At 60.3% G+C, this 22586-nt stretch carries 22 protein-coding genes; 6 read left to right on the top strand and 16 right to left on the bottom strand.

The annotated features are described in order from the left end of the window. Positions 1–34: 34 nt before the first annotated feature. The 7 genes from KX928_RS14970 to iolD all read right to left on the bottom strand — a co-directional run bounded on the left by KX928_RS14970 (position 35) and on the right by iolD (position 7539). A complete protein-coding gene (locus KX928_RS14970; protein ID WP_219504257.1) occupies positions 35–898 on the bottom strand; it encodes a sugar phosphate isomerase/epimerase family protein in 864 nt (287 codons plus the stop codon). After that, positions 895–1797: an NAD(P)-dependent oxidoreductase gene (locus KX928_RS14965; RefSeq protein ID WP_219504255.1), complete on the bottom strand. Its 903-nt coding sequence runs from the start codon at positions 1795–1797 to the stop codon at positions 895–897. The genes KX928_RS14970 and KX928_RS14965 overlap by 4 nt, the downstream gene beginning before the upstream one ends. A 228-nt stretch (positions 1798–2025) precedes the next feature. Next, entirely contained in the window at positions 2026–3015 is a 990-nt protein-coding gene (gene iolG, locus KX928_RS14960; protein WP_219504253.1) for an inositol 2-dehydrogenase, read from the bottom strand. Next, positions 3009–3848 (bottom strand): class II fructose-bisphosphate aldolase, encoded by an 840-nt coding sequence (locus tag KX928_RS14955; protein WP_219504251.1) that lies wholly within the window; start codon positions 3846–3848, stop codon positions 3009–3011. Before KX928_RS14955 ends, iolG begins: the two co-directional genes overlap by 7 nt. Continuing rightward, positions 3845–4687 (bottom strand): 5-deoxy-glucuronate isomerase, encoded by an 843-nt coding sequence (locus KX928_RS14950; RefSeq protein WP_219504250.1) that lies wholly within the window; start codon positions 4685–4687, stop codon positions 3845–3847. Before KX928_RS14950 ends, KX928_RS14955 begins: the two co-directional genes overlap by 4 nt. 15 nt (positions 4688–4702) lie before the next feature. Continuing rightward, complete coding sequence (gene iolC / locus KX928_RS14945) at positions 4703–5680, bottom strand: 5-dehydro-2-deoxygluconokinase (RefSeq protein ID WP_219504249.1); 978 nt, start codon at positions 5678–5680, stop codon at positions 4703–4705. Then, a complete protein-coding gene (gene iolD, locus KX928_RS14940) occupies positions 5680–7539 on the bottom strand; it encodes a 3D-(3,5/4)-trihydroxycyclohexane-1,2-dione acylhydrolase (decyclizing) (RefSeq protein WP_219504248.1) in 1860 nt (619 codons plus the stop codon). Before iolD ends, iolC begins: the two co-directional genes overlap by 1 nt. A gap of 122 nt (positions 7540–7661) precedes the next feature. Between iolD and KX928_RS14935 the strand changes: the two genes are divergently transcribed. From KX928_RS14935 to KX928_RS14925, 3 genes are read left to right on the top strand one after another with little or no spacing between them, the layout of a single operon-like run. Continuing rightward, positions 7662–8765, top strand: a complete 1104-nt coding sequence (locus KX928_RS14935) for a Gfo/Idh/MocA family protein (RefSeq protein ID WP_219504247.1) — start codon at positions 7662–7664, stop codon at positions 8763–8765. Positions 8766–8787: 22 nt separating this feature from the next. Continuing rightward, positions 8788–9681, top strand: coding sequence for a TIM barrel protein (locus tag KX928_RS14930; protein ID WP_219504246.1), 894 nt, complete (start codon positions 8788–8790; stop codon positions 9679–9681). A 12-nt stretch (positions 9682–9693) separates the two neighbouring features. Beyond that, on the top strand, positions 9694–10851 hold the full coding sequence (locus KX928_RS14925) for a Gfo/Idh/MocA family protein (RefSeq protein ID WP_219504245.1): 1158 nt from the start codon (positions 9694–9696) through the stop codon (positions 10849–10851). A gap of 2 nt (positions 10852–10853) precedes the next feature. On the opposite strand, the gene KX928_RS14920 is transcribed toward KX928_RS14925, so the two are convergent. Further along, a complete protein-coding gene (locus tag KX928_RS14920; protein WP_219504244.1) occupies positions 10854–11852 on the bottom strand; it encodes a LacI family DNA-binding transcriptional regulator in 999 nt (332 codons plus the stop codon). Between the two features lie 187 nt (positions 11853–12039). Between KX928_RS14920 and KX928_RS14915 the strand changes: the two genes are divergently transcribed. The 3 genes from KX928_RS14915 to KX928_RS14905 all read left to right on the top strand — a co-directional run bounded on the left by KX928_RS14915 (position 12040) and on the right by KX928_RS14905 (position 14963). Further along, positions 12040–12990, top strand: a complete 951-nt coding sequence (locus tag KX928_RS14915; RefSeq protein WP_219504242.1) for a sugar ABC transporter substrate-binding protein — start codon at positions 12040–12042, stop codon at positions 12988–12990. Positions 12991–13069: 79 nt separating this feature from the next. Beyond that, positions 13070–14182, top strand: a complete 1113-nt coding sequence (locus KX928_RS14910) for an ABC transporter permease (RefSeq protein WP_219504240.1) — start codon at positions 13070–13072, stop codon at positions 14180–14182. Position 14183: 1 nt separating this feature from the next. After that, the gene (locus KX928_RS14905; protein ID WP_219504238.1) at positions 14184–14963 is read left to right on the top strand and encodes an ATP-binding cassette domain-containing protein; all 780 of its coding nucleotides are present in this window, start codon (positions 14184–14186) and stop codon (positions 14961–14963) included. A 20-nt stretch (positions 14964–14983) separates the two neighbouring features. On the opposite strand, the gene KX928_RS14900 is transcribed toward KX928_RS14905, so the two are convergent. The 8 genes from KX928_RS14900 to KX928_RS14865 all read right to left on the bottom strand — a co-directional run bounded on the left by KX928_RS14900 (position 14984) and on the right by KX928_RS14865 (position 22522). Further along, positions 14984–16165 carry a phytanoyl-CoA dioxygenase family protein gene (locus tag KX928_RS14900; protein ID WP_219504236.1) on the bottom strand — a complete coding sequence of 394 codons (1182 nt, stop codon included), beginning with the start codon at positions 16163–16165 and terminating at the stop codon, positions 14984–14986. An 84-nt stretch (positions 16166–16249) separates the two neighbouring features. Next, a complete protein-coding gene (locus KX928_RS14895) occupies positions 16250–17107 on the bottom strand; it encodes a metal ABC transporter permease (protein WP_219504234.1) in 858 nt (285 codons plus the stop codon). Then, positions 17107–17991: a metal ABC transporter permease gene (locus KX928_RS14890; RefSeq protein ID WP_219504232.1), complete on the bottom strand. Its 885-nt coding sequence runs from the start codon at positions 17989–17991 to the stop codon at positions 17107–17109. Before KX928_RS14890 ends, KX928_RS14895 begins: the two co-directional genes overlap by 1 nt. After that, entirely contained in the window at positions 17988–18887 is a 900-nt protein-coding gene (locus KX928_RS14885; protein WP_373274803.1) for a manganese/iron ABC transporter ATP-binding protein, read from the bottom strand. The genes KX928_RS14890 and KX928_RS14885 overlap by 4 nt, the downstream gene beginning before the upstream one ends. Before the next feature lie 91 nt (positions 18888–18978). Further along, entirely contained in the window at positions 18979–19881 is a 903-nt protein-coding gene (locus KX928_RS14880; protein ID WP_219504229.1) for a metal ABC transporter substrate-binding protein, read from the bottom strand. 473 nt (positions 19882–20354) lie between these two features. Beyond that, positions 20355–20897, bottom strand: a complete 543-nt coding sequence (locus tag KX928_RS14875; RefSeq protein WP_219504227.1) for a nuclear transport factor 2 family protein — start codon at positions 20895–20897, stop codon at positions 20355–20357. 62 nt (positions 20898–20959) lie between these two features. Continuing rightward, a complete protein-coding gene (locus KX928_RS14870; protein ID WP_219504225.1) occupies positions 20960–21445 on the bottom strand; it encodes a nuclear transport factor 2 family protein in 486 nt (161 codons plus the stop codon). Positions 21446–21634: 189 nt separating this feature from the next. After that, the gene (locus KX928_RS14865) at positions 21635–22522 is read right to left on the bottom strand and encodes a helix-turn-helix transcriptional regulator (protein WP_219504223.1); all 888 of its coding nucleotides are present in this window, start codon (positions 22520–22522) and stop codon (positions 21635–21637) included. Between the last annotated feature and the right edge of the window lie 64 nt (positions 22523–22586).

Genomic DNA, 22586 nt, shown 5'->3' with positions numbered 1-22586 from the left:
CAGGCAGGAAATCTGTTTGCACCACGCAGCGCGGTCAGGAAAACAGGGTTTTGAACTGGGCAATACACTGCCTGAAACCCGCTTCGAAATCGCCATTGCCGGGGTGGTACACGCTTTCGAAGGAGATGACGCCATCATAGCCGTCGTTTCTGAGCGCAGCGGCGATGTCGGGAAACAGAGGCCCCAACTGGCCGTCACCCATTTTACGCAGTTCGAGCGTCGCGCGGGGCGTATCGACCCAGACGTCCTTGATGTGGACATGGCCCAGATAGCCGCCCTTCACCTCGTCATAGCCTTCCGGGTAAGCGCGTTCGTGGCACCAGCAATTATTGCCCGGGTCCCATAAAACCTGCAGCACGTCCTTCGCCTGCAGCTCGTCAATCAGCCGCCGCGCAGTGTAGTTGGAATTCACCATGGTGCCATTGCCGGTCTCGACCACCAGTGTCACCCCTTCTGCGCGCGCCATCTCCACGGCGGGCGCGATCATCGGGGCCATGCTGTCCCACGCGCCATGGGCGACGTTCCATTTCTCCGCGCCGTTCATGCCCCAGAGGATCTGCTCCTTCTTCTGAGTCATGATGCGGACCAGCGGAGAGCCGACGATATGCGCCATTTCGATCACCCGTTTGAGCGCATCCATGTGTTGTGTATGCAGCGCGTCACCGGGCCGGTTCTGGGTGCTCATACCGGCAAAGATGTGTCGGGACAGACAGGACACGGGTTTTCCGCGATCCCGTAGCAGCTTGTCGATTTCTCGGATTTCAGCGGTAGAATGATCGCCAACCTCGGTATCACCGACAAACTGCAATTCGGCATAGTCCAGATCGAACTCATCCATCACATCAACCGCATGACGCAGATCGCGGCTGATACCGTCGCAAATGACCCCCAGTTTCATGACTTCGGATCGCGGTGCAGTTCCGCGCCGACAATCTCTTCGATCACGCGGGTGCAGACCCAGTTGTCCCCGTTGGGATACCTTGTACGACCGGCGTGAAAAACCTGCATCGCGGATGCAGCCGTGTGCAGCGGCACGCCCAGTTCCTCGCCCAGGCTCATGGAGATCGTCAGGTCCTTGTGCATCGTGTTGATGTGGCTGCCCGTGCCCTCGAACTGACGGTCGATAATCTTTTCCAGCGCGTTGTTCACAACGCCGCATCCCGCCGAGGATGTCGAGAAGACATCCAGCAGGACCTGACCCGGGACGCCGGCCTTGGCCGCCAGCGCCGCAGCCTCAAAGGTGGCGGAGAACTGCGCGCCGATCAGCGACTGCAGACAGGCTTTGACGGTCTGACCCTCGCCCGGTTGCGTGCCCACCCGGTGAATGTTGGCAGATACCGCTTGCAGGACAGGGGCAAAACGGTCCAGCACAACATCTGGTGCGGCGGCCATCATCGTGAGGGTCCCGCCTTGCGCGCCGGGAAATCCACCCGACACCGGCGTATCGATGAGGTGAATGCCCGATCCGGCCATCGCTTTCCCGATCTCGCGGGCTTCACGCGGCTTGATGGTCGCGCTCAGGATCACCGCCGCGCCCTGCGGCAGGTGTTCCACAAGGCCCTCCCCGCCAAAGAGAACGGATTTGGCCTGATCTCCCGTCATCACCATGACAAAGACGGCCTGTGATGCACGCGCCACATCCGCAGGCGAGGTTGCGGCGGTTCCTCCCATCGCCGTGAACGCCTTCATCCGGTCCGGATCGAGGTCCAGCCCGGTGACGGTGAAGCCATTTGCAATGAGGTTCTTGGCGATACCGCTGCCCATGTCGCCGATGCCGATAATACCCACGGATTTCATCTGTGTCTCTCCCTTTCAGCGCCCAAGCGGCGCGTTCGAAAAAAACCTTTCGGTGCGAAAGGTCGGTTCCGCGGGGATTTCACGCGTCGTTGTGACGTCGGGCGGGTCCGGAAGACACCCCGCTGCCCGGTTAGGTTCTCCCAGGCTAGCACCAGGCGATCGATTTTGACAAGACGCGGGGACAGGTATCCTGGATTTGGCGGCGTTCGGGGCACTCCGCAGCGCGGCTCACGTCACCTGCACCGGGACGCCCTCCTGCCAGGACAGGGTCGCGGCGTCTGCCAATACCTGCGCCCTCAGGCCATCTTCGATGCCGGGACTGGGCTGTGTGCCATGGCTGACCGCGTCGATGAAATGTGCCATCTCCCGGGCATAGGCGCGCTCGTAGCGCTCCAGAAAGAAATGCTTGGCGGGTGCCGTTTGAAACCCCGATCCGGTGGCCGCTTCAACGGTGTTCTCGTGCACGTTGGCGGCGCGCAGCATGCCCCCCGACCCGTGCACTTCGATGCGTTGATCGTAGCCGTAGGTTGCGCGGCGCGAGTTACTGATCTGACAGATTTTGCCTGACGCCGTGGTGAGCGTGACAGCCGCCGTATCGACATCACCCGCCGCCCCGATATCCGCATCAACCAATGCGCTGCCGACAGCGAAAACCTGAATGGGCTCTTCCCCCAACAAAAACCGCGCCATGTCGAGGTCATGGATCATCATGTCGCGAAAAATGCCCCCTGAACTTTTGATGTACTGGAGCGGCGGCGGGGAGGGATCACGCGACAGGATCGTGACAATCTCGGTCTGCCCGATCTCACCCGCGGCAAGGCGGGCCTGAAGGTTGGCGAAGCTGGGGTCGAAGCGGCGGTTGAACGCGGTCATGAACGGCACGCGCGCTGCTTGAACGGCGCGACTGCAGTCGCGGATGCGGTCGGCGGACATGTCGATGGGCTTTTCACAGAAGATCGCCTTGCCCGCGGCCGCCGCCCCGTGGATAAGATCGAAATGCGTGTCGGTGGGTGTCCCGATGACGACGGCGTCGACATCCGGGCTGTTGATCAGCGCATCGCTGTCCATCACGGTTGCGCCAGCGCTCTCGGCCAAAGCCTCTGCAGCGGCGGGCACCGCGTCGGCCACCGCTGCGACCCGCGCCTGCGCCTGACGCCTGATCGACGCTGCGTGTACCGCGCCAATGCGGCCACATCCCAACAGCCCGATGTTCAACATTGGCTCTCTCCCCTGAACCCGCGCAGAACGCGGCGTGTCGCCTCCACCAGCGGGTCGTGGGTGTCCTTCAGGATCGCCACACGATCAAACCGGGCAGGGTCATCATTTACAGCCGCGCGCAACGCCGCACCAAAGGCCATGCGCAATTCGGTGCCGATATTGAATTTACAGATGCCGGAGCCACGTGCCAATGCTGTGCGCTGGGACAGCGGCACGCCGGATCCACCATGGATGACCAGCGGCACCTCTGTCACGGCCTCGATCGCGCGGATGCGAGCCTCGTCCAGACCGCCTTCCTTGTTTTCCTGCAAATGCACGTTGCCAACCGAGATCGCCATCGCATCGACGCCGGTTTCCTCTGCAAAGCGCGCGGCTTCCTGTGGATCGGTCCCGGCAGAGGTCTCGCCGCCGGAATACCCGACAAAGCCGATTTCGCCTTCGCAGGAAATGCCGGCGGCGTGGGCCATGCGGGCAATTGCCGCGGTCTGGGCGATGTTGTCCGACAAAGGCAGGCGGGAGCCGTCGAACATCAGTGATGTGAACCCGCTGTCCAGCGCTTCACGGCATTCCTGTTCCGTATAGCCGTGGTCCAGATGCGCAACGACAGGCACCGAGGCCTCCTGTGCCAGATGTCGAAACATCTTGCCCAGAATGGGCAACGGCGTGTGCGCGCGGCACGAGGGACCGGCCTGCAGAATAACCGGCACGCCCTCCGCCTCGGCGGCGGCGACGTAGGCGCGCATGTCTTCCCACCCAAGCGTCACCAGCCCGGCAACGGCATGGCCCTCCCGCAAGGCGGGTTGCAGGACCTCGGCAAGTGTCACGAGGGTCATTTGAACTTGGCCACCATGTCCTTGATGCCGGGGATGGTTTCGACCTGATAGGCATGCGTGGGCTGGAAATACTGCACGAGGCTGCGCTGAGAGAGACCACCGAGGATGGTGAAGTAGTACATCTCGTACCCGGGCATGACGGCGCAGGGGTGATAGCCCTTGTCGATACAGATCGTGGAGCCGTCCATGAGTTGATACGCGTCTCCCGGCTTGCCCTCTTCACGCTGCAGGATCTGAACACCCGAGCCGTGATTGGGCCGAAAGCGGAAATTATAGGTCTCATCATGGCGGGTTTCGTGGGGCAGGTTGTCTGTGTCATGCTTGTGTGCGGGAAAACCTGACCATCCCCCCTGGCCGACAGTGAAAAGCTCAGAGACCAGCAGGCGACCCACCTTGTCATGTTGTTTCTGACCAAGGATGTGCTTGATCTTGCGATGGGTTTTGGTGTCATCAGAGCCGTATTGAACCTTGTCCAGCTCTGCCACCCGCACATCGAAGGGCGCCAGCACCTTGTCATATTTTGCACCCGCGATGAAGACTTCGGTCGTGTCGGTGACGCATGCTATGCGCACCCTGGCGCCGACGGGGACATATACGCCCTCGGGTTCACCGTCCCAGACATCCACACCGCGGTTGCCAAGGGCGGCGAAGCCCACGCCTTCAACATCGACATCGACGGTACCCGTCGCTGGCACGACGCAGGTTTCATACCCCGGCACCTGATACTCGAAGCTCTGACCGGCGGTGAGCTTGACGATGTTGAAGTAGTTCAACGGCACCGTCGGGTCATCCGCGTCAACGATCGGTTTGTTGTGGTTGTTGTGAGGAGCGATATGCATGTGGAGCGGTCCTTCTTAGGCCTCGGACGGGCCGGGATGGGTGGCAAGAAATGTTTCGAGTTCCTGGGTGTCGGGCATGGCGGGGGCGCAGCCCGGTTTTGCCACAACAATGGAGGCGCAGGCGGAGCCCCGCAGAACCGCCTCTTTCAACGGGCGGTCTTCGGAGAGGGCTGCGAGAAATCCAGCCATGAAACTGTCGCCGGCCCCCGTTGGCTTGACCGCATCGACAGGGAAAATGCCGGTCGTGATTTCCGCCCCCTGCGCAAAGGTGACCGCGCCTTCCGGTCCCTTTTTATACACAACGATGTCCGCAGTTGCGGCAGCAAGCGCGCGCGCCTTTGCAAGCCCCTTGTCGATATCACCGGCCATGAAGCCGAACTCCTCGTCGTTGCCGACGATGATATCGGCCATGTCACCGGCGCGGCTCAGAACCTCTTCGGCAACATCGGCGGAGGGCCAGCTGTAGGGGCGGTAGTCAATGTCGAAGATTATCGGCAGCCCGGCGGCGCGTGCCATTTCAAACGCGCGGAAGGCCGCGGCCCGCGATGGCTCTGCCGCAAACACCGTGCCAGCGGTGATCAATGCGCCATAGCTGGAATAGTCGACGGCCTCCACGTCTGCGACGGTCATTTGAAAATCCGCGGCGTTGTTGCGGTAGATGACCGATTGGTGGTCCTCGATCCGCGTCTCGTAGACGGCAAGGGAGGTGCGGTATTCGCCGGTGACACGTTTCACATGGCTGCGATCAACGCCATAGTGATCCAGCTGGCCCTCGCAGTACCAGCCGACAGCATCATCAGAGACAGCGGTCACCAAAGCGGCCTTGCACCCGAATTTCGACAGACCCGCCGCAATATTGGCCGAGGAGCCGCCCATGCCAACGGTCATCACCTGAGCATCGGGCGTGCGCGTGCCGGGAGGGTCGGGAAAGAAATCCATGCCGACGCGGCCGACCACGACGAAATTCCTTTTGGCGAGTGCAGCCTGCAGCATCACACGCCCTTTCTCTGCCGTGCACGACCGTTTTCCCACTGCACATGGGCGGCGCTGACCTTTTCTGACGTCGAGATATGCGGCGTGCCGCATTCCCACCATGTGTGCCCTTCGGTGGTCCAGCCTTCATAGGCATCGACTTTCATGACGATCACGCATGTTTTGTCAGCCGATTGCGCCCTTTTGAAAGCCTCACCGAGCTCTGCCGGATTGGCGACGGTTTCGGCCTGCGCACCCATCGCGGCGGCATGGGCTTCGAAATCCACCGCAAAGGCGTCCGGCACGGTGGGGCAATCCGAGATCAGGTTGTTGAAGCTTTCGTTGCCGGTGTTGTTCTGCAGCTTGTTGATAACAGCAAAGCCGCCGTTATCGAGGACAAGGATGATCAGTTTCTTGCCCGTCAGCACAGACGAATAGACGTCCGAATTCATCATCAGGTAAGAGCCGTCACCGATAAAGACAATCGTATCGCGGTCCGGCTCACGCTCGGATTGCGCAATCCGGGCGCCCCACGCGCCGGAGATTTCATACCCCATGCAGGAAAAACCGAACTCCACATCGACGGTGCCCAGATCGAGCGTGCGCCAGTTGGCTGTGACCTCCGCGGGCAATCCGCCGGCTGCGGCAACCACACGGTCGCGTTTGTGGCAGAGGCCGTTTACTACGCCGATCGCCTGCGCGTAGGAGTTTGGCCGGTTGTCCCTGTAGGACACGTTCTCGGCCACATAGGCATCCCATTTTGCGCGCTCATCGCGCGCCTTGCCCAGCCAGGTTTCAGGCCCGCGATAGGCCGCTACCGCGGCATCCAGCGCTACCAGACCCATCTTGGCGTCCCCGACAATCGGCAGCGACCGGTGTTTTCCGGCGTCATGCCGGGCCGCGTTGAGCGAAATGAATGCCGCGTCCTTTGCAAAGGCCGTCCAGGAGCCGGTGGTGAAATCCTGCAGGCGCGTGCCGACGGCCAGTATCACGTCGGCATCCTGCGCGATGGCATTGGCGCTGTCGGATCCGGTCACCCCGATGGGACCAATGTTCAGCGGATGATCGGCCAGAAGGTTGGCGCGGCCCGCGATCGTCTCGACCACCGGGATCTGGTGGGTCTCGGCGAATGTGGTGAGGGCGTCCGTGGCGCGCGAATACTGCACACCACCCCCTGCAATGATCATCGGACGCTTGGCGCGTGACAACAGCTGTGCGGCCTCGGCGATTTCCGCTGCATCGGGTGTCTGGCGTCGGATGCGATGAACCCGCTTTTCGAAAAACGCCGCCGGGTAGTCATAGGTCCAGCCCTGCACATCCTGCGGCAGACCGATGAAGGCGGGCCCGCAATCGCCCGGGTCCAGCATCGTGGCTAGCGCCGCTGGCAGCGATTGGATGATCTGAGCCGGATGCATGATGCGGTCCCAGTAGCGGCTGACCGGTTTGAACGCATCATTGACCCCGAGTGTCGGATCATTGAAGTGTTCCATCTGCTGCAGAACCGGGTCGGGCAGGCGTGTCGCATAGGTATCACCGCACAGCAGCAGCATGGGCAGCCGGTTTGCGTGTGCCAGGGCCGCCGATGTGACGAGGTTGGACGTTCCCGGACCGGCCGAGGCCGTGCAGAACATGAAGCGTTGACGCAGCCACTGTTTTGCGTATCCGGCCGCCGCGAACCCCATGCTTTGCTCGTTCTGACCGCGGTAGAGGGGCAGGGTGTCGCGCACGCCATATAGCGCCTCGCCAAGACAGGTGACATTGCCGTGCCCAAAGATGCCGAAACCACCGCCGCATACGCGCAGCTCTTCCCCGTCCACGATGATGTACTGGTTCTCCAGCCACTTGATGATGGCCTGTGCCGTTGTGAGTGTATGGGTCATTTGTGCAGCGGTCCTTTTGCGATTTTAAAGCAGCAGCCCATTTCGCGTCTTGCGCAGTTCAGAATCCCACGATACAAATTTTGCAACCGGTTGCAAACGGAAATTCGCAAAGGTAGCAAGACGTGGCTGAGATCGGCATAGGCATTCTGGGTGGCGGGTACATGGGCAAAGCGCATGCGGTCGCGATGTCTGCCGTGGGCGCCGTCTTCAATACAAAGCTGCGTCCCCGGCTGGAAATGATCTGCGCCAGCACGCCGCAGAACGCAGAGCGGTACCGGGCCGCTTTCGGGTTTGCGCGTGCAACCGATGACTGGCGCATCCTCGTGGATGACCCGGCGGTTGAGGCGATTGTCATCGCGACACCGCAAAACATGCATCGTGATATCGCCGAAGCCGCCTTTGCGCGGGGCAAGGCGGTGTTCTGCGAGAAACCTCTGGGAGCATCGCTGGCGGACAGCCGGGCGATGGTGGCGGCTGCCGAGCAGTCAAAGCAGCCGAACATGGTGGGTTTCAACTACATCCGAACGCCCGCCAGCCAATATGCTCGCCAGTTGATCGCGGATGGGGAAATCGGTGACGTTACATGGTTTCGCGGTGAACATACCGAGGATTTCTACGCGGATCCGAAAACGCCTGCCTCCTGGCGCACGGCAGGGGAGGCTAACGGCACGATGGGTGATCTGGCCCCTCATATGATCAACGGGGCCATGGCGCTTTTGGGACCGATCGACCGGTTGATCGCCGAGGTCGAGACCGTTCACGATGCGCGCCCTGGAGGCGCGGTGACCAATGACGACCACGGCCAGATGATGTGCCGGTTCGCCGGCGGCGCAATGGGACAAATGTATTTCAGCCGGATCGCCACGGGTCGAAAAATGGGCTACGCCTATGAAATCTCCGGTACCAGAGGGAGCATTCGGTTCGATCAGGAAGATCAGAATGCGCTGTGGCTCTACAGGATGGATGGACCCGAAGCGTCGCGCGGTTTCACCAAGATCCTGACCGGCCCGTCGCATCCCGACTACGAACCCTTCTGTCAGGGGCCCGGGCATGGCACGGGGTATCAGGATCAAATCATCATCGAGGCCCGTGATTTCCTGCGCGCCATCGAAACCGGTCAGGATGTCTGGCCAACATTCCATGACGGCATGGAAGTAAACCGTGTCATCGCTGCGGCCATGGCATCCTCGCGTGACAAATCCTGGAAGCATGTTTCCGAATTCTGAGCTTGGGAAAGGCAATGGCCTGATGACTATTCGTATTGGTAACGCGCCCTGTTCCTGGGGCGTGGAGTTCGCAGAAGACCCTCGCAACCCGGCATGGCGGTCGGTTTTGAAGGACTGTGCAGAGGCCGGTTACAAGGGGATCGAGCTTGGGCCGGTTGGCTTCATGCCGGAAGATCCTGTGCTGCTCGGAGAGGCGTTGGCACAACATGATCTGGAACTGATCGGTGGCGTCGTGTTCCGCCCGTTCCATGACCCGGACGCATGGGAAGACGTTCTGGACGGCGCCGTGCGGACCTGCAAAGCGCTGACTGCGCACGGGGCGCAGCATCTTGTCCTGATCGATTCCATTTCCGAGCGGCGCGCCCCGACGGCAGGTCGTGCAAGCGAGGCCGAGCAGATGGGCGCCGCAGAATGGGCTGCGTATCGCGACCGCATTGCGACCATCGCCAGGATAGGTGCCGAAGACTACGGGCTGACGGTGGGCATACATGCCCATGCGGCGGGCTTCATGGATTTTGAGCCCGAGTTGGAGCGGTTGCTGGGCGAGGTGGATGAGAACATCCTCAAAATCTGCTTTGACACAGGCCACCATTCCTATGCGGGTTTCGACCCGGTTGCCTTCATGAAGCGGCATATCGGTCGTATTTCTTACATGCATTTCAAAGACATTGATCCGGTTGTGAAGGCCGACGTCATTGCCAGACGCACCGGGTTCTACGATGCCTGCGGCCAGGGGATATTCTGCAATCTGGGGCAGGGTGACGTTGATTTTCCCGCAGTGAGACAGGTCTTGCTGGACGCTGGATTCGAAGGCTGGTGCACGGTGGAGCAGGATTGTGATCCCACGCTCGACCCCGATCCGGTTGGCGACGCGCGGTCAAACAGCGAATATCTCGAATCTATTGGTTTTAACTGAAGGGCTGACGTCATGGCTAAATTGAAATGGGGCATGATCGGTGGCGGTGAGGGCAGCCAGATCGGCCCGGCGCACCGCCTTGGTGCCGGACTGGACGGGGCGTTCGAGTTTACCGCGGGCGCCTTGGACCACCGGGCAGACGCCGGTCGCGCCTACGGTCAGCGTCTGGGGCTTGCAACCGATCGGGCATATGGCGATTGGCGGGAGATGCTGGCGGGCGAGACGGCGCGGGACGACCGGGTGGATCTTGTGACGGTTGCGACGCCAAACGCCACGCATTTTGAGATCACCAAGGCCTTTCTGGAGGCCGGGTTTCATGTGCTGTGTGAAAAGCCCATGACCATGACGGTTGAAGAGGGGGAGGAGATCGTGCGCCTTTCCGAAACGACGGGTCGTATCTGCGCGGTCAACTATGGCTACTCAGGCTACAGCCTCGTGCGCCACATGAAGGCGATGGTAGCACGGGGTGACCTGGGGGATATCCGTCTGGTCAAAGCAGAGTTCGCTCATGGCCATCACGCCGATGCGGCGGATGCCGACAACCCGCGCGTGCGCTGGCGTTACGATCCGGCGCAGGCCGGGGTGTCCGCGCAGTTTGCCGATTGCGGCATTCACGCGCTGCACATGGCGAGTTTTGTGATCGGACAGGAGGCAACGCGCTTGTCCGCCGATACGGTCAGCTGCATTTCCAGCCGCCAGCTGGAAGACGATGCGATGGTCAATCTGCGGTTTGACGGAGGTGCCGTGGGGCGCCTGTGGACCTCTTCTGTGGCCCTGGGGCGCCAGCACGGGCTGACCCTGCAGGTCTTTGGTGAAAAGGGCGGATTGCGCTGGGCGCAGGAGCATCCGAACCAGCTTTACTGGATGCCGCTGAACGGTCGGCTTGAAGTGATCGAAAGGGGTGCCGGCGGGCTCAGCCCCGAGGCAGATCGCACCAGTCGGGTCACGGTGGGCCATGCCGAAGGGATGCCGCTGGCCTTCGCGAACATCTATGCGGACCTCGCCGAGGCGATCCGCGCCGGGAAAGAGGGCCGCATGATGGATCCGGCCGCCGACCTTTACCCGCGGGCCAGTGACGGCTTGCGGTCCATGGCGGCGGTCTTCGCCGTGGCCGAGAGCGGCAAGGCCGAGGGCGTGTGGGTTGATGCCCGCCCGCCGATGTACCGATGATGTCACGGGGCGGGGCGCAATGTGCCCCGTTCCACCACTGAACAAGGGAAAACCCGTCCTTCAGGATAGCGGTCCGGTTCGTCCAGCATGGCAACCATCAATTCGATTGACGAGGTGACGATCTGCCGAATGGGCTGGTGGATTGTTGTCAGGTTGATGTTTTGCCAGCGCGCCATTTCCATGTCGTTCAGCCCGATGATGCCAATGTCGTCCGGAACGCTCAGGCCGCTGTCGGTAATGGCGGAAAGCACGCCGATTGACAGAACATCATCGCCGCAAAAATATGCCTCAGCCGGTTCCGATTGCAGCAACCGCAGCATTTCGCAGCGCCCGGCGTCAAAGGAGTATTCCTCGGCGAAGGAATGCGAAAGCTTCAGACCCTTGACGCCGTTGAGTTCCTGAAAGAACCCGGCGTAACGATCCTGTGTCGATGTCGCGGTTTCGGGCCCGCCCAAAAAGGCAATGCTCCGATAACCGCGAGACAGAAGCGTTCGTGCCGCCATGCGGCCGCATTCAACGTTATCGATCCCGACAACATGAACCTGGGGTGCGCTGGTGGAGCGCCCGAAGCTGTGCACGACAGGGACACCGGCATCGCGAAAGGCTTTTGCGAAATCAGGTGACAGCGTCGATGACGCAACAACAACGCCGTCCACGGAATACTGGCGCAGCATACGGACGGAGGCTTCGGGGTCAGTTTCGTCCGACAGATTGACAAGCAGGGGGCGCAACCCGCGATCCTGCAATCCGCGGGTGAACAGATCGAAGACCTGCAGGAAGATCGGGTTGTGGAAGTTGTTGGACACCAGCCCGATCAGCTTGGTGCGCCCTGTGGTCAATGACGAGGCGAGGGCATTTGGGCTGTACCCCAGATCCCGCGCTGCCTTTTCGACCTTGCGCCGCATTTTCTCGGAAACGGACGCCCCATCGGTAAAGGTGCGCGAGACCGCCGAGCGGGAGACCCCAGCGCGTTCCGCAACCTCTTTCAATGTGATGGCCATATGAGCTTCGTCCGGTTTTAAGTGACTTTCGATCTTTTATCGCAGCCGCTCCTTGCTTGCAGTATGAAAAATGGCAACGCATTTTGCAACCGGTTGCAAAGTTTGGCCGCTTGTGCTTAAGTTGAGTCGGAGAGGTGGCAAAAGCCACTCTTTTGCCATGAGAACGGTGAATCCTTGGGAGGAAATTATGACGTCATTGATGAAGAAACTGGTGCTGGCCACGGCGATCGTGGCAGCCCCCTTTATGACCGCGCAGACCGCCGCGGCGGAAGGTGAAAAATACATTCTGGTCAGCCACGCACCCGATAGCGACAGCTGGTGGAACACGATCAAGAACGGCATTGCGCTGGCCGGTGAACAGGTTGGCGCCGAAGTGGAATACCGCAACCCGCCCACTGGTGACATCGCGGATATGGCGCGGATCATCGAACAGGCGGCAGCCAGCCAGCCTGACGGGATCATCACGACCCTTGCGGACTACGATGTGCTTAAAGGGCCGATCAGCGCTGCGGTGGATCAGGGCATCGACGTCATCATCATGAATACAGGCACGCCGGATCAGGCCCGTGAGATCGGCGCTCTGATGTATGTGGGCCAGCCGGAGTATGACGCGGGGTTTGCGGCCGGTCAGCGCGCCAAGGGTGAAGGCGTGACCAATTTTCTCTGCGTGAACCACGCGATCCAGCAGCCCACGGTGGGCGAACGATGCCGCGGTTATGCCGATGGTCTGGGCATCGACCTTGGCAATGCGATGATGGACAGCGGCACCGACCCGTCGGAAATCAAGAACAAGGTTCTGGCCTATCTCTCTGCGAACCCAGACGTGGACGGTATCCTGACGCTTGGCCCGGTCTCTGCTGATCCGACGATTTCCGCGTTGAAGGAAAATGGCATGGCCGGTGATATCCATTTCGGCACTTTTGACCTCGGCGAGGAAATCGTTAAGGGCATCAAGGATGGCACCATCAACTGGGGCATCGACCAGCAGCCCTTCCTGCAGGCCTATATGCCTGTCGTGATCCTGGCCAACTGGGACCGCTACGGTGTGCTGCCGGGCAACAACATCAACTCCGGGCCCGGTTTCGTGACCAAGGACGCACTGGCCAAGGTTGAAGAGTTCGCCGGCGAATATCGCTGATCCGAGCATCTGAACAGGGCGGCCCTCGCAAGGAGAAGGCCGCCCTTTTTTTTCCTTTCTGCAAGCCGAGGGACACGCTATGGCAGACGCCACGCAGACAGACGAACGAATTAAAGAGATATCTCCGTTACGCCGCGCCCTGATCCGCCCGGAACTCGGGGGTATCGTGGGCACATTCGCGGTTTTCACGCTTTTTGCACTTTTCGCATTCGACAGTGGCATGTTCAACAGCCAGGGCGTGCTGAACTGGACGATTGTATCGGCGCAGTTCATGATCATCGCGGTCGGTGCCTGCCTGTTGATGATCTCCGGCGAATTTGATCTCAGCGTCGGGTCGATGATTGGATTTGCCGGCATGATGATTGCCGTTTTTGGCGTTGTTCTGGGCTGGCCGATGTGGATCGCGATCCTCATCACTTTTGCGATCTGTAGTGCGCTCGGTGCACTCAACGGCTGGATCGTGGTGCGCACCGGATTGCCAAGTTTTATCGTGACGCTGGCGTTTTTGTTCATTCTGCGCGGCTTCACCATTTACATCCCGCAGACCGTTGAGCGGAAAACCATCATCGGCGGTATCAGGGACGCAGCCGAAGGCGACTGGCTGGCGCCCTTCTTCGGTGGAAAGATCGGGCAACCGCTGTTCCAGTGGTTGGGCGACATGGGCATCATCGGCGTTTTTGAACGCGGGACACGGGCCGGACAGCCCGTGGTCGATGGCATCCCAATGCTGATTGTCTGGGCGATTGTTCTGATTGTCTTTGGCCATATCCTGCTGACGCGCACACGGTTCGGCAACTGGATTTTTGCCGCCGGCGGCGATGCTGAGGCCGCGCGCAACTCCGGGGTGCCGGTGAACAAGGTCAAAATCCTGATGTTCATGTTCACCGCCTTTTGCGCCACGGTTTTTGCCGTCTGTCAGGTGATGGAGTTTGGATCAGCCGGGGCGGATCGCGGGCTACTTAAGGAGTTCGAGGCGATCATCGCGGTGGTGATCGGCGGCGCGCTTCTGACAGGGGGCTACGGGTCGGTCATCGGTGCGGCCTTGGGCGCGTTGATCTTCGGCGTGGTTCAACAGGGCCTGTTCTTCGCCGGCGTGGAAAGTTCGCTCTTTAGGGTTTTTCTGGGTGTGATCCTGCTCTTTGCGGTGATCCTGAACACCTACATCCGTCGCATCATCACGGGGGAACGTTGATATGACCGATCCGATTATCCAGATGAAAGACATTGAAAAGCACTTTGGCAGTGTCATTGCGCTGGCGGGTGTGTCGGTGGACGTCTTCCCCGGCGAGTGTCACTGCCTGCTGGGCGACAACGGCGCGGGGAAATCAACCTTCATCAAGACGATGTCCGGTGTGCACAAACCCACGCATGGCGAGATCCTTTTCGAGCGCACGCCGATGCATTTCGCCGATCCCAGGGATGCGATTGCCGCGGGTATCGCGACCGTGCACCAGCACCTCGCGATGATCCCGCTGATGTCTGTCAGCCGGAACTTTTTCATGGGTAATGAGCCTCAGAAAAGGATCGCGGGCTTCAATTTCTTTGATCATGATTACGCCAACCGCGTGACCATGGAGGAAATGCGCAAGATGGGCATCAACCTGCGCGGGCCTGATCAGGCGGTGGGAACGCTCTCGGGGGGCGAGCGCCAGACGGTGGCGATTGCGCGGGCGGTTCACTTCGGCGCGAAAGTGCTGATCCTTGATGAGCCGACATCAGCCCTCGGCGTGCGGCAAACGGCCAATGTTCTGGCGACCATTGACAAGGTGCGCAAGCAGGGTATCGCGGTTGTTTTCATCACGCATAATGTGCGCCACGCCATGGCGGTCGGCGACCGCTTCACCGTGCTGAACAGAGGGCAGACCCTCGGCACCGCAGAACGCGGCGCGATCACGCCCGAAGAGTTGCAGGACATGATGGCGGGTGGTCAGGAAATGGCGACGCTCGAAGGCAGTCTCGGCGGAACGGTGTAGCCGTTCTGCCCGCGATGGCGTCAGCCTGACCGGCTGGCCGCCATCGCATCCAGATGATCGCCAAAGGCCTCCGATCCGATGCCATCGTCCAGCGCCCGCAGGAAAAACGCTTGTTGCGTTTCCGGCGCAAGCCCGCCCTTTGGCGGATCGCGGTCCAGATTGGTTGGGAAGGAATAGCCTTCGGCGGTGGCCGCGATGGCGGCTGAAAGCTCCGCCCGGCTGAGCGTTCCGGTACCCAGAGCCTGCGCGGCGTGGGGGTACAGCATTTTGCACATTTTCCTGCGGTCCACCGTTTCCATCGCCCGTCCGAAGGCGGAAGAGACCTGCAGCAGATTGGCCATGCGGTGGATGTCGCTGCTTGTATTGGCACCCGCTGCGTGAAACAGTGCCGGATTGAAGAACACGGCGTCGCCTTTTTGAAGCGGCAGCTGAATGCAGCGTGCCTCAAAAACTTCCTGGAAATCGTCGCGGCGCCATGCCGCGTAACCGGACACATAGCTTTGCGAAAAGGGCAGCAGCTTGGTCGGTCCGCTGTCTATCGGCATGTCGCAATGCGCAACGGCTCCCTGCAGCGTCAGCACCGGGGAAAGACTGTGCACATGCGCGGGGTACCTGGCGCTCAATTCCGCGGTTTGAAAGCCGAGATGATAGTCGCGGTGCGCCTGTTGCGCCGCCCCGCCTGGGTGCACAAGATTGACCTGCGCCGTCATCTGGTAATTCGGCCCCAGCCAGGCCTCGCAGATGGCCGCAATGGCCGGGTTGGCAAAGTATCGCAGAAACACATCAGGTGCGTGTTCGCAAAGCTTCTGCAGCGCGTTCCAGATACGGTCATTGGCGCCGGAGGCTGCGAAATGGTCCCCGCCGCCGCCGTCCGCGTCTTTTTCCTGTGCAATGATCCGGCGGTAGACCTGCGTGGCATCGTCCAGAACCTGCGTATCCGAATAGGCGCCCCTGATCGCCACGATCCCGGCCCCGGACATCAGGACCTGTGCCCATTCGGTCATAAGGTCGCGGCGACGGGGTTCGTCTTCCAATACGGTTTCTATGCATGATGCGTCGTAGACCGGCACGTTCTTTTGGATGTCCGCCGCGGACGGGACGTCCGTTTCTTGTGTCTCGCGTTCAAGGATGGCGATGAAGGCCCCCAGATCGCAGGTGTCAGCTGAATAGAACCCGCTGCTTGGGTGGTTTTGATCTTTCATGATGGCGCCTCCCAACGGCAGGCTAGCGCGCAAACGAGGCACTTTCCAGTAGGTGTTTGCCTTATCGGGCGGCGCGCGCCCGCGTCACGATTGCAGCGTCTTCGCGGCCGTCCGCGCGGAGTTTCGGCGGGTCAGCATCTGGCGCCGGGTAAAGGCCAATACGAAGAGCGCCGTGAGGATCAGGACGATCGTGGGGGCGGGTGCGCTGTCGAGGAAAAAGCTCGCATAGGTTCCCAGCAGCATGGCCCCCATGCACACCAATACCGACACCCACAGCATGGTGGAAAACTGGCGCACGATCAGGAAGGCAATGGCGCCGGGTGCAATCAGCAACCCGATGGCAAGGATCAGCCCGGCGGCGGATAGGGTGGCGACGATGGTCAGCGACAAGGCGGCCAGCAGCGCGTAATGCAACCAGGTGACCCACAGGCCCGATGCCTGTGCCTGCGCGGGGTCGAAACTATGCAACAACCAGTCCTTCCACTTGAGGGCGAGCATCAGGCCGACACCGGCGGAAATGATCCCGGCGGTCCAGAGCTCGTTGGCCTCGACACCCAGCATGTTCCCGAACAGGATGTGATCAAGATGTGCGTTCGTTTCGACCGAGACGTAGAGGACGATCCCGAGGCCGAACATGCCGGAGAACACGACGCCCATGACGGTGTCCTGCTTCACGCGGCTGTTGTTGGACAGATAGCCGGTGGCAATGGCGCAGGTCATGCCAGCCGCAAATGCCCCGACGATGAGCGGCAGACCAAGGATATAGGCAAGCACGATGCCGGGCAGAACCGCGTGGCTGACCGCATCGCCCATCAGTGCCCATCCCTTCATCACCAGAAAGCATGACAACAAAGCCGTCGGAACGGAGACAATCATCGAGATCAGAAAGGCATTCTGCATGAACTCGAAACGAAAGGGCAACAGCAGGGTCGCTAGGTCCATCAGGTCACCTCCTGCGACGGTACGTCCGGGCCGCGGAGCAGGGCTGCCTCGGCCTTGCGCCGTGCGGCGAGCAATCCGTGTTTCGGGGCAAAGACGAAAGCGGTCAGGAAAATGAGTGTTTGCAGCGTCACGATGATACCGCCTGTCGCGCCATCGAGGAAGTAGCTGGCGTAGGCCCCGAAAAAGCTGGTTGCAGAGCCGATCACAACCGAGGTCAGTATCAGGCGGGGAAAACGGTCACACAGCAGATAGGCGGTGGCGCCGGGAGTGACGACCATTGCAATGACCAGAAACGCACCCACAGTTTGCATTGCGGCCACGACCGAAGCCGACAACAGGATGAAAAACACGGCCTTGAGAAGATCGGGGCGCAACCCGATTGTGCGCGCATGGCTTTCGTCAAAGAAGGTCACCATCAGATCCTTCCATTTGGCCAGAAGGACAGCGAGAGACACGACCCCGATAATGGCGAGTTGCAACGTGTCTTCCGGTTTGATGGCCAGAATATTGCCCATGGTGATGGTCTGGATGGACACGGACATCGGATTGACCGACACGATAAAAAGCCCCAGCCCGAAAAACGAGGTGAAGATCAGTCCGATGATCACGTCGACCTTCAGGCCCGACCGTTCCGACAGGAACAGCATGGCACCTGCTGCCAGAGCACCGGCGATAAATGCACCCAGTGCGAAAGGCAGGCCGAGGATGTAGGCGCCCGCCACGCCCGGAACTACCGAATGGGACAGCGCATCGCCGATCAGCGACCAGCCTTTCAGCATCAGATACGCGGACAGAAACGCACAAACGCCACCGACCAGAGCGGAGACCCACATGGCGTTTGTCATATAGCCATAGGTGAAGGGTTCCATCAGCGTGTCGATCATGACGTCTGATCCGTCCGCTGGGTCTTTTCTCCGTATTGCACGAAGGGACGTTCGTCGTCGGTGAAGATGGTGACTTCGCGGGCGTCTTCGTCGTCGTGAAGGGTGTCGCCGCCAAGGGTGAAGTGCCGCAATACGCCGCCAAAGGCCGCTTCGAGATTCTCGCGGGTAAAGGTGGTTTCCGTCGGGCCGTAACTCAGCACCGTGCCCTTCACCAGAACGGTCCGGTCGCAGAATTCAGGAACCGAACCGAGGTTATGGGTGGACACGAGCATCACGCGCCCTTCGGCCCGGAGCTCTCGCAGCAGCGCCACGATCTGCTCCTCGGTCTTGACGTCGACACCGGTGAACGGCTCATCCAGCAGAATGACCTGACCGTCCTGTGCCAGGGCGCGGGCAAGGAACACGCGTTTGCGCTGGCCACCGGACAACTCGCCAATCTGTCGATACCGGAATTCCTGCATGTTCACACGAGCAAGAGCCTGATCCACTGCCGCGTGATCCACCTGTTTGGGACGGCGCAGAAAGCCCATGTGACCATAGCGCCCCATCATCACCACGTCCTCGACAAGAACGGGAAAGGCCCAGTCCACCTCTTCCGATTGCGGGACGTAGGCAACAAGGTTTCGGCTCAGTGCCTCGCGCACGCTCATGCCCAGGATCGAGATGTCGCCCCTGGACGCGGGAACAAACCCCATGATCGCCTTGAAGAGCGTCGATTTGCCTGCGCCGTTCACGCCCACCAGCGCCGTGACCGTGCCGCGCGGAATTTCGAAGCTGGCGTTCCAAAGTGCGGTGTGCCCATTGCGATAGGTCACCGTGACGTCCCGCGCCATCAGGCCGCTGCCGGTCTCCTGCGCGGGCGTTTTTTCTTTCGGGGGCGTGTGGTCGTCTCGCATTCAGTTTCCTTACGCCGGAAGACACCGGGTTTCACCATTTATCGTACCGGTATCCTGGCGAGCATCAGCGCTTGATCCGGTCGTGTACCCGCTAATTCGTAGCAGATGTCAGCCCCTCTGCGATGGTTGTGGATGTCACTTTCAAGAGGTCAAGGTACGTCGGAACCTTGCCGCCCGCGTCACTTAGCGAGTCGACATAGAGAACCCCGCCATAAGCGGCACCGGTTTCACGGGCAACTTGTTTTGCCGGTGCCGTATTTACCGTGCTTTCACAGAAAACCACAGTAATGTCATGGGTTCTGACGCCATCGATGACGGCCCGGACCTGTTGCGGGGTGCCGACCTGATCTGCGTTCATCGGCCAGAGGTAGAGTTCCTTCATGCCGAAATCGCGTGCCAGATAGCTGAAGGCCCCTTCGCAGGTCACCAGCCAGCGTTTGCTTTCCGGGATCGCGGCAATGGCGTCGCGCAACGGGGCGATCGTCGCGCGCAGCTCTTCCTTGTAGGCAGTGGCATTTTCCGCATAGACGGCCGCGTTTTCAGGGTCATGTTCCGAGAATACCGTGGCAATATTATCGACATATATCAGCGCGTTATCCAAACCCATCCATGCATGTGGGTTGGGTTTTCCCTCGTAGTTGCCCGATGCGATGGGGATCGGATTGATACCGTCCGTCAGGGTCGCGGAAGGGACATCCTTGAGGTTGGCAAGGAACTGTTCGAACCACAGCTCAAGGTTCATTCCGTTCCACAGGATCAGATCGGCATCATAGGCCCGTACGATGTCTTGCGGGGTCGGCTCATAGCCATGTATTTCGGCGCCCGGCTTGGTAACAGAGACAACCTCTGCCGCGTCACCTGCAACATTTGCCGCCATGTCCGCGAGCACCGTGAAGGTTGTCACGACCTTCATCTTCTCAGCCGCCAATGCGCCGGACGCAAGAGCAGACAGAACGAGCGAGAGCACCGCGGATTTCATCACATTGGTCAGCATTCGAATCTCCTTTGGAAACTGTGGCTGTGATTTCCTGTAAATGCAAATCACTCGCAACTGTCAACATAATTGCGAATGACTCGCAAATTGGTGATTGCGGTGTCTCGAAGCCTCCAAGGTGTCGTGTTGACGGTGTTTCGAGCGTGACGTCAGCAATGATAGCTGATCAGCTGTTTCTTTCTGACGGCTCGGCAGCAGCAGAGAATGTGCACAGTCTTCACCAGATCATCCCGAAGTGTCATTGCGGCGACGCAGTTGCGCACCACTCCGCAAGATCACGCGGCCTCATTGTACGGATCGTAGCGGGCCAGAGTGTAAAACGGCCTTCGAGGTTATGGTCACCGCATTCGGGATGGGTGTGTCCGTAACCCGGGCGGGCCGCACGGCCCCGGGATGTGCCAGTAATGACCAAGGGCTGTCCCGATGATACCCTGGTTGATTGGTGGACGTGGGTGCTGGGGCGAGCTTTCGGGTCAGCCGCCGGGGGTGTCGCGCACATATGTATTGCCGCGTTCGGCAGTGGCGCTGAACGTCATGGCGTTCACGCGCCAGCCATTTTCGGTGCGTTCGAACCCGTGCATGTAGGTGCCCCACACTTCCCACATTGCATTGCCACCGTTATCGACCAATGCGCCGCTGTCCATCCGGTTCCAGGCATAGCCGTGGCTGTGCATGATCGCTCTGTCAGGGGTCTCGAAGGCGATTTGGTGATTGCCGCGCAGATGGAAACTCTCCTTTTCACCCGCGAGGTTCGTCGCCCAGCCGGTGATCAGCCCATCTGCCGGAATCGTTGCGGGCGCGCCCCCGACGAGAGAAGTGAAATCCACAGTGATCTCCTTTGTGAAGAATGCGCGGGCGGCGTCCCAGTCCTTGGCATCGACAGCGGTATCAATCGCGTCCGCTATGCGGATCAACTCCAGCCTGTCGATCACGGTGTCCGGGGTGACCGGATCGCCAGTTTGACCCGCATTGGCGGAGGTGGCGAGGATTGCAAGGGCGAAAGTTGCGTGTTTCATGACTCTAACTCCTGGTCATCTGGCGATGTGGTGTCGGGTAAGCAGGGCGTGCAGCCGGGCGACTAGTGGACCTGCGGCGACAGCAGCTCGGACAGCGGGCGGTTTTCCCACTCAGGCGTCGTGTTCAACGCTGTGACGCGCCAGCCCTGATCGGTGTTCTTCAGGATGTAGTCGAGCCGACCGCGCTGTTGCCACACCTGACCGTCAAGCTTGTAGGTGGCGTTGTATGTCGCTGTCGCCTTGGCAATGACCGACGTGACGCCAAGCACCTCAATGCCCGAGATATCGTGATGTGTGCTGTCGAAACGCGGCAGCAGATCCGCCCATGTGTCCACGACGGATTGCTCATCGAGCCGCGCGCCCTCCCTGGTCGCGAGCGACAGTTGATTCAGGATGACATGATCGGCAAATTTGACGTCCAGCCGATCCCAGTCCTGCGCGTCTGCCGCAACGGCGATCCCCTCGATGGTTTGACGGATCATGCCTTCGCCATCTGCTATGGCTGACACAGGCAGGAGAAACAGGATGGGGAGAAGCAGGTTTTTCATAGCGATTTCCTTTCGGTGGATTGCGGGAGCTGCAAGGCGACGGCGCAAGGCGGGTCGGGCTTTGATCTCCTGTCGTGTTATCTCGTGGGCGTTTCGCCCGCTGACATGAGAGATACGCTGCCGGAACGCGGATTAATTGAACCCGCCAACCCGGTTTTTGAAGCGTTCTGCTTTTTTGAATATCGTTGCTCAGGCGGCCTGTTCGGCGCGATATTGCCGCGGTGTTTGCCCTGTGACCTGTTTGAAGCTGCGTGAGAAATGCGCCTGATCCGCGAAACCGCAGGCATGGGCGACCTCACCCAGGGACAGCGCAGGGTTCGCCATGCGCTTGATGGCCTGTTCGATCCGGTAGGCCATGACGTATTGCATCGGTGTTACGCCAAGCGTTTCCTTGAAGACACGGCTGAAGTGAGACAGGCTCATACCGGCTTCGCGAGCCAGATCATCGACCGAGATCGAGCGGTCCAGCCGCGCCCGGATGACTGCCAGAACCCGGTTGTAATGCGCAGATGTGAAGCGTGCAGTAAGGGCGACATCTTCAGGCCGCCTTCTGCCGTAACGCTGCAGCAGTTTGACAAGCAGCACCCGGCTCATCGCCTCGAACATCACACCCGAAGAGATGTCGTCGTTTTCCAGCGCATCGCGCAGCATAACCCCGGCCGCGCACAGATCCGCGTCTGAGAATTGCGGCAAGTCCCGGAATTGCTGTACGTCCAGAAGCATCCCCAATTCGGTCTGGGCGAACCGCGCCACCTTTTCGGGGTCAAGTGTTACGATGATCACATCGGATGTTGCGAACCACCGCCAGCCGGAGCGCATGCCCGCCGGGGTCACGATGATATCGTTCTTGTACAATGTGAAGTCCCGCATTTTACCGTCGCGCCGGTTCTGAACCCGGTGCGGTTCTTCCTTGAGGTTGAGAAGAACGTGATGTTCGGCAAACACCTCGTCGGGCATGCTGTCTGGTTCCGCCTGAAAATAGCGCACGGACATCAGCGCAGCGGCGGGGGGATGCTCCAGGGTATCGCTGTTAAGCAACGGCAGCGACGGATAGATTTCCTCGTAGCGTCTTGGCATTGTCAGTTTCCCTCTTGCCAGATGGTAGCATGCCAAGTTCCGTTGGCCAGACGATGTGGCCCCG

This window comes from Roseobacter insulae (assembly GCF_019375555.1).
GTDB classification, from domain to species: Bacteria; Pseudomonadota; Alphaproteobacteria; order Rhodobacterales; family Rhodobacteraceae; genus Roseobacter; species Roseobacter insulae.
This window is presented reverse-complemented; position numbering and strand designations above follow the sequence as displayed.

What these genes read in the sequence shown, in the direction of transcription:
- KX928_RS14970 (WP_219504257.1), bottom strand. Translation starts at nt 898, where the DNA reads ATGAAACTGGGGGTCATTTGCGACGGTATCAGCCGCGATCTGCGTCAT.
- KX928_RS14965 (WP_219504255.1), bottom strand. Translation starts at nt 1,797, where the DNA reads ATGAAATCCGTGGGTATTATCGGCATCGGCGACATGGGCAGCGGTATC.
- iolG (WP_219504253.1), bottom strand. Translation starts at nt 3,015, where the DNA reads ATGTTGAACATCGGGCTGTTGGGATGTGGCCGCATTGGCGCGGTACAC.
- KX928_RS14955 (WP_219504251.1), bottom strand. Translation starts at nt 3,848, where the DNA reads ATGACCCTCGTGACACTTGCCGAGGTCCTGCAACCCGCCTTGCGGGAG.
- KX928_RS14950 (WP_219504250.1), bottom strand. Translation starts at nt 4,687, where the DNA reads ATGCATATCGCTCCTCACAACAACCACAACAAACCGATCGTTGACGCG.
- iolC (WP_219504249.1), bottom strand. Translation starts at nt 5,680, where the DNA reads ATGCTGCAGGCTGCACTCGCCAAAAGGAATTTCGTCGTGGTCGGCCGC.
- iolD (WP_219504248.1), bottom strand. Translation starts at nt 7,539, where the DNA reads ATGACCCATACACTCACAACGGCACAGGCCATCATCAAGTGGCTGGAG.
- KX928_RS14930 (WP_219504246.1), top strand. Translation starts at nt 8,788, where the DNA reads ATGACTATTCGTATTGGTAACGCGCCCTGTTCCTGGGGCGTGGAGTTC.
- KX928_RS14925 (WP_219504245.1), top strand. Translation starts at nt 9,694, where the DNA reads ATGGCTAAATTGAAATGGGGCATGATCGGTGGCGGTGAGGGCAGCCAG.
- KX928_RS14920 (WP_219504244.1), bottom strand. Translation starts at nt 11,852, where the DNA reads ATGGCCATCACATTGAAAGAGGTTGCGGAACGCGCTGGGGTCTCCCGC.
- KX928_RS14915 (WP_219504242.1), top strand. Translation starts at nt 12,040, where the DNA reads ATGACGTCATTGATGAAGAAACTGGTGCTGGCCACGGCGATCGTGGCA.
- KX928_RS14910 (WP_219504240.1), top strand. Translation starts at nt 13,070, where the DNA reads ATGGCAGACGCCACGCAGACAGACGAACGAATTAAAGAGATATCTCCG.
- KX928_RS14905 (WP_219504238.1), top strand. Translation starts at nt 14,184, where the DNA reads ATGACCGATCCGATTATCCAGATGAAAGACATTGAAAAGCACTTTGGC.
- KX928_RS14900 (WP_219504236.1), bottom strand. Translation starts at nt 16,165, where the DNA reads ATGAAAGATCAAAACCACCCAAGCAGCGGGTTCTATTCAGCTGACACC.
- KX928_RS14895 (WP_219504234.1), bottom strand. Translation starts at nt 17,107, where the DNA reads ATGGACCTAGCGACCCTGCTGTTGCCCTTTCGTTTCGAGTTCATGCAG.
- KX928_RS14890 (WP_219504232.1), bottom strand. Translation starts at nt 17,991, where the DNA reads ATGATCGACACGCTGATGGAACCCTTCACCTATGGCTATATGACAAAC.
- KX928_RS14885 (WP_373274803.1), bottom strand. Translation starts at nt 18,887, where the DNA reads ATGCGAGACGACCACACGCCCCCGAAAGAAAAAACGCCCGCGCAGGAG.
- KX928_RS14880 (WP_219504229.1), bottom strand. Translation starts at nt 19,881, where the DNA reads ATGCTGACCAATGTGATGAAATCCGCGGTGCTCTCGCTCGTTCTGTCT.
- KX928_RS14875 (WP_219504227.1), bottom strand. Translation starts at nt 20,897, where the DNA reads ATGAAACACGCAACTTTCGCCCTTGCAATCCTCGCCACCTCCGCCAAT.
- KX928_RS14870 (WP_219504225.1), bottom strand. Translation starts at nt 21,445, where the DNA reads ATGAAAAACCTGCTTCTCCCCATCCTGTTTCTCCTGCCTGTGTCAGCC.
- KX928_RS14865 (WP_219504223.1), bottom strand. Translation starts at nt 22,522, where the DNA reads ATGCCAAGACGCTACGAGGAAATCTATCCGTCGCTGCCGTTGCTTAAC.